The following is a 4506-nucleotide window of genomic DNA, read 5'->3' as shown; positions in this document are numbered from 1 at the left end:
GAGCGGCAGGTCAACATCCGCTTCCTTGCCATGGCGAACCACTATGTCTTCGAGCCCGAGTTCTGCAATCCCGCCGCCGGCTGGGATCGAGCCATGTCGCGCCATTGATGGAGTGGATGGCTCCCGCTCCCGGCATCGCATTGTGCCACATTGGGTGCTGTCAAAACCAACCCTGAAGGGAGCCATCCATGACAGATATTACCACGGTCGGCGTTGATCTCGCCAAGTCCGTTTTTCAGATCCACGGCGTCGATGCCGAAGGCGTGATTGTTGTGCGGCGGCAGCTGCGGCGCAGCCAGATGCTCGACTTCTTCCAGCGGCTTGCGCCCTGCCTGATCGGAATGGAGGCCTGTGCCGGGGCTCATCACTGGGCACGCGAGTTGGGCAAGTTCGGCCATGACGTCCGGCTAATGCCGCCGTCCTACGTCAAACCCTACGTCCGGCGAGGAAAGACCGACCAGGCCGATGCCGAGGCGATGTGAGCTGCTGCCGGTTTCGTGGACACGAAGATAAGATCGTGACCCATGAACTGGAGAGTGGATATGACGAGACGGAAGTTCAGCCGCGAGTTCAAGATCGAGGCCGTGAGGCTGGTGACGGATCCCGCAGCCCGGCCCTGATGGTCCCGGAACAGGATTCACTCTGGATTGATCGTAGCAGGCGCCGCGCTTTCGGAATGCGGTTCTGGTGCTGAAATTCTCGCTCCGTCAAGGTATGTCTTTCGCCGGACAGACATGTCCCACGGCCATTGCGGCGGATCTCACCCCGGGTCTGTCTGAAAGAGTTGAGCTCGGCAGCGACGCGCGGCCTTTCGATATGATCAAGCCCGGCGCGCCAGACCTTGATCTGGCGCGGCATCCAGCGGCCCCAGCAAGCAGCCGGTCGCGTTCACCGTCTTCGCCCGTCATGGGCTGGTGACAGACCCTATGACACGAGTGCTGCGCCGCAGCGAAGGCGATGACTGCACGTCATGGATCGAAATCGAGGAGATCGCAGAATTTGCGTCGCAACTGGCACGCGGTGTGGATCCGGATCGAAGACGGCTGGAGATGGTCCTGTCATCGCTTTGGGTTTGGTACGCCTGCCGCTGCGCTCTTGTCGACCGGCAGCTTCGGGCCGCGTCGCGCCCGCCGCTGCAGCGGGTTTGAGCGACCGCTGCTGGTTGGTGAGACTACCTGTTGCTCAGCCGCGTCTGCCGTAGTCTTCTCCGCGGAAAAGGAGAACGATGATGTTCGTACTGCTATTCATATTTATCGTCTCCTGCGCGGGGCTGCTTGTGGGGCTGCTTGTTCCGGGGCTTCTGGACCTGCTGCTGCTGGCGGTTCCCTGCGTGATTGCCAGCTTGATCCTTCTTCTCAGGGCGCTCTGGAACAGAGGGATCTCGCGGAGCGCGACGAAGCCTTGGATCATCCTTGACGGGTCCAACATCATGCACTGGAAGGGCGCGGGCCCGGACATCGCCGCAGTCAAGGACACCATTCAGTTCCTGAGCGCACAGGGCTATGCACCTGGCGTCGTGTTTGATGCGAATGTCGGATACAAGCTGTCCGATCGCTATCTGGATGGCTTGGCTCTGGCGAAGCTTCTGGGCCTGCGCCGCGACCGGGTGACGGTTGTCGCTAGGGGCACGCCTGCAGACGGGGTCATTCTTGCGGCTGCGCGGGATCATAAGGCCCGGGTCGTGAGCAATGATCGCTATCGAGACTGGACTGACCAGCATCCAGAGGTGGCCGAGAACGGCTACTTGGTGAGGGGCGGCTATCGCGCGGGACGACTCTGGTTGAACCTGCCCGACGATCCGCCGCGCTAATGTCAGAAATCCATCTTGGCGACATTCGAAGTGCCAGGTGGCTATCTGACAGCCATGCAAAACGGAGCGCCGACGATTCTCAGCCCAGTCCGCCGGTGTCTACCGCGCGGGTGGGGAGGTCGAACGCCAGTCACCTCCAAAGTTCCGGGGATGTGACGCTGATGCGTCAGGGAAGGCTCCGGACGGTTCCTGACCAGTGGCAGCCCGCAGTTTGCTGCGCGAGGAACGACCGGCAGCAACCGGCTGCCCGTTGACCTTGCGTCGGGACAATCCGACCCTATTCGCGGGCAGCTCTTCTGACTTGGCAAGGAGGTCATCGAGGCTCCGGTCTGCATCCTTCGCGCTTTTCCCGTAGCTCTTCGGCAGGCGTTGCGGCACCGACTTGCAGAGCTTGAGATGACGCCGGGTTCTCGACGTGACATCGGCAGATGCCCGTCGCGTTCACGAACAGGCGCGCCTTTGAGGCGAGCTGCTTGCGGGGATCTTCCTTGACGTGATCGCGGTCCCGTTCGGAGTTGATCCATCCGACGACCGCCATGAGGTCGGGGGCGAAGGTGAACTGTGACGTGGCTTCGATGGCTGCCTGGGCGGAAACAGGAGTCTCGAGCCGTGTCGCAGTTTGCGTGGCAATCCTCGGCACGAGGTCGTCCTCTGTTCTGGCGGGCGCTCCACTGAGAATTTAGGATCCGAGGGGTCGTGCCTGTGTCAGGCTGGGACCGGCTTCGGTCCTGTTTTTTTCTAGAACCTCACGACGGGCCCGCTCTGACAAGTCCGGGTGCAAGCCTGACACTGCCAATTGCCTCCAGGCACGCGCCGTCGCCCAGTCGAGGCGGCGGTCTTCTTCCCGCGAGCCGACCGGATCCATCCGGCAGGCCCTACGCTGACGCTCGATACGGTCGAGCTCTCTGCGCACAACCGAGGTCAGCCAGGCCTTGGCCTGGGCGGGAGTCAGTTTTCCATCTGTGATCGCATCAGGCATACGGTCGTAGGCGTGGGTCAGTCTACGTGCGGTGATCCACGCGCGCGAGTGGCCCGTGGTGCGCAGAGACAGCTGCCAGTGGCTGGTTTTTTTGGAAAACTCGGGCACGCGCCGACGCCAGCTCCAGGTGAAGCCGCGCTGCAGGAGATAGGGGATGGTCGCCAAGGTGCGGCCTCCAGGATTGGAGACGAGCGACCCGCATTTCAGGAACTTGGGCTACAGTGCTGTGTGACACTGTACTTGCCAAATTCAGCCTGTGCCTTGAGTATCAAGGGCTTAGAGGGTAATTTGGCTCCGGCGGTAGGGGGCCCTCCGCGCGGCCAAGCCCCTTTGATTTCAAAGGAAATTCCGACGCGGCGGTGCACCGGTTCCGGAAAGACTCCAAGATGTGCCCGGAGTCGTGGCGTACTCCGGGCACCAGATCAAGCACCAAGATGCAGTAATTGATAGTAGTAGACCATGATTGCCTCGGCCGCCTTGCCGCGGCACGGCATTTTGTCACGCTGCAGCCCCGTATCAGGTCCCAGTCTCGCGCTGGAGGGAGGAATTTCCGCCCCAATCCGCTTGTCAGGCGCGATCAGGGTGATCAACTTCACTGAAAAGCCGGGAGATGTTGCCGCGGGTGGTGTCGTGAAGAGTGTGGAAATTCCCGAGCGGCGCCTCCGGGCAAGGCTTGTATGTCGCGGTGTTGATTTCCAGCCAGAACTGAGCCGGGTTTTCCATCGAGAAGTGAGCCACCTCTGACTATGGATTTCGTGTCATGCTGGGGTGGTCTTGCCCCCGTTTCGCCGGACACTCAGGCAGTTGCGGTTTGAGCTGCGATGAACTCGCGAGGCGAGCGCATCTTCAGCCTTGAGTGCGGGTGGTTGTCATTGTAGTCCTCGAACCACCCGGCGATCAATTCGAGGACTGTGGCGGCATCCGGGAGCGGCGTGACGTGAACGTAGTCGCGCTTCAGCGTCTTCACGAACGCCTCTGAGATGCCATTGCTCTGCGGGCTCTTCACCGGCGTGAAGCAGGGCTTCAGGCCGAGCTGACGGGCAAAAATGCGTGTCTCCCTGGCGATGTAAGGGGAGCCGTTATCGCTCAGCATTTCGACCGGATGATGCGCCCTGTAGGTTCCGAACCGGCGCTCGACTGCCTCCAGCATCATGTCGCGGATGTCCGAGCCACTGATGCCTGCGTTCACCACGGCTCGCCAGGAGATGATCTCCCGGTCGTGGGCGTCGATGATGAACGCGCCCCGGACGATCTCGCCGTTCCAGCAAGTGAACTCGAATCCATCCGAGCACCAGCGGATGTTCGAGCGCATCGTCACCACCTTGCCCTCATGAGTCAGTTCCGGCCGCTCGGTATATCTGCGAGCCAGCAGAAGGTTGCGGTAGACCTTGCGGGCGATCCGTTCGGTCTTCAGCGAGGAGAAGAAGCTCTCCATCGCAGAATTGTCCCAGACGTTTCCGGCCCGGCTCATCGAGCAGGTGATGCTGTTGTCGGCAAGAAGCCTCTGAAACTGCTCACTGGTGTATTGCGACCCCTGATCGGAATGATGGAGAAGCGCGTCGGCCTTTCCACGTCGCCAGACCGCCATCATCAGCGCATCCATGACCAGTGACGCATCCCGGTCGGCCTTCATGGACCAGCCGACGGCGCGCCGCGAAAACAGGTCCAGCACGACCGCGACATACAGCCAGCCCTCGGCGGTCCAGATATAGGTGAA

Annotated in this window: 5 protein-coding genes and 3 pseudogenes; 3 read left to right on the top strand and 5 right to left on the bottom strand. The window is 61.4% G+C overall.

Translation table 11 applies throughout. From position 1 onward, the window contains the following. Positions 1–188 precede the first annotated feature (188 nt). From BLR51_RS26605 to BLR51_RS26600, 3 genes and pseudogenes are all read left to right on the top strand, one after another. Positions 189–479: pseudogene (locus BLR51_RS26605) on the top strand (IS110 family transposase); the annotation flags it as partial. Positions 480–926: 447 nt separating this feature from the next. After that, positions 927–1148, top strand: a complete 222-nt coding sequence (locus BLR51_RS27595) for a hypothetical protein (protein WP_131821915.1) — start codon at positions 927–929, stop codon at positions 1146–1148. 77 nt (positions 1149–1225) lie between these two features. After that, entirely contained in the window at positions 1226–1810 is a 585-nt protein-coding gene (locus tag BLR51_RS26600; RefSeq protein ID WP_242656862.1) for an NYN domain-containing protein, read from the top strand. Between the two features lie 313 nt (positions 1811–2123). Here the strand turns inward: BLR51_RS26600 and BLR51_RS27590 are convergent, their stop codons facing one another. The 5 genes and pseudogenes from BLR51_RS27590 to BLR51_RS28380 all read right to left on the bottom strand — a co-directional run. Beyond that, entirely contained in the window at positions 2124–2450 is a 327-nt protein-coding gene (locus BLR51_RS27590; RefSeq protein ID WP_131821914.1) for a hypothetical protein, read from the bottom strand. A gap of 39 nt (positions 2451–2489) precedes the next feature. Continuing rightward, the gene (locus BLR51_RS27585; protein WP_131821913.1) at positions 2490–2954 is read right to left on the bottom strand and encodes a hypothetical protein; all 465 of its coding nucleotides are present in this window, start codon (positions 2952–2954) and stop codon (positions 2490–2492) included. A gap of 402 nt (positions 2955–3356) precedes the next feature. Continuing rightward, positions 3357–3512, bottom strand: a complete 156-nt coding sequence (locus BLR51_RS27930) for a hypothetical protein (RefSeq protein ID WP_165616963.1) — start codon at positions 3510–3512, stop codon at positions 3357–3359. Between the two features lie 73 nt (positions 3513–3585). Continuing rightward, positions 3586–4149 (bottom strand): annotated as a pseudogene (locus BLR51_RS28385) (DDE-type integrase/transposase/recombinase); the annotation flags it as partial. After that, positions 4150–4506: pseudogene (locus BLR51_RS28380) on the bottom strand (DDE-type integrase/transposase/recombinase); the annotation flags it as partial.

The organism is Salipiger marinus, assembly GCF_900100085.1.
GTDB classification, from domain to species: domain Bacteria; phylum Pseudomonadota; class Alphaproteobacteria; order Rhodobacterales; family Rhodobacteraceae; genus Salipiger; species Salipiger marinus.
This window is presented reverse-complemented; position numbering and strand designations above follow the sequence as displayed.

Coding starts and splice junctions, on each gene's coding strand:
- BLR51_RS27595 (WP_131821915.1), top strand. CDS start 927: ATGACACGAGTGCTGCGCCGCAGCGAAGGCGATGACTGCACGTCATGG.
- BLR51_RS27930 (WP_165616963.1), bottom strand. CDS start 3,512: ATGGAAAACCCGGCTCAGTTCTGGCTGGAAATCAACACCGCGACATAC.
- BLR51_RS26600 (WP_242656862.1), top strand. CDS start 1,226: ATGATGTTCGTACTGCTATTCATATTTATCGTCTCCTGCGCGGGGCTG.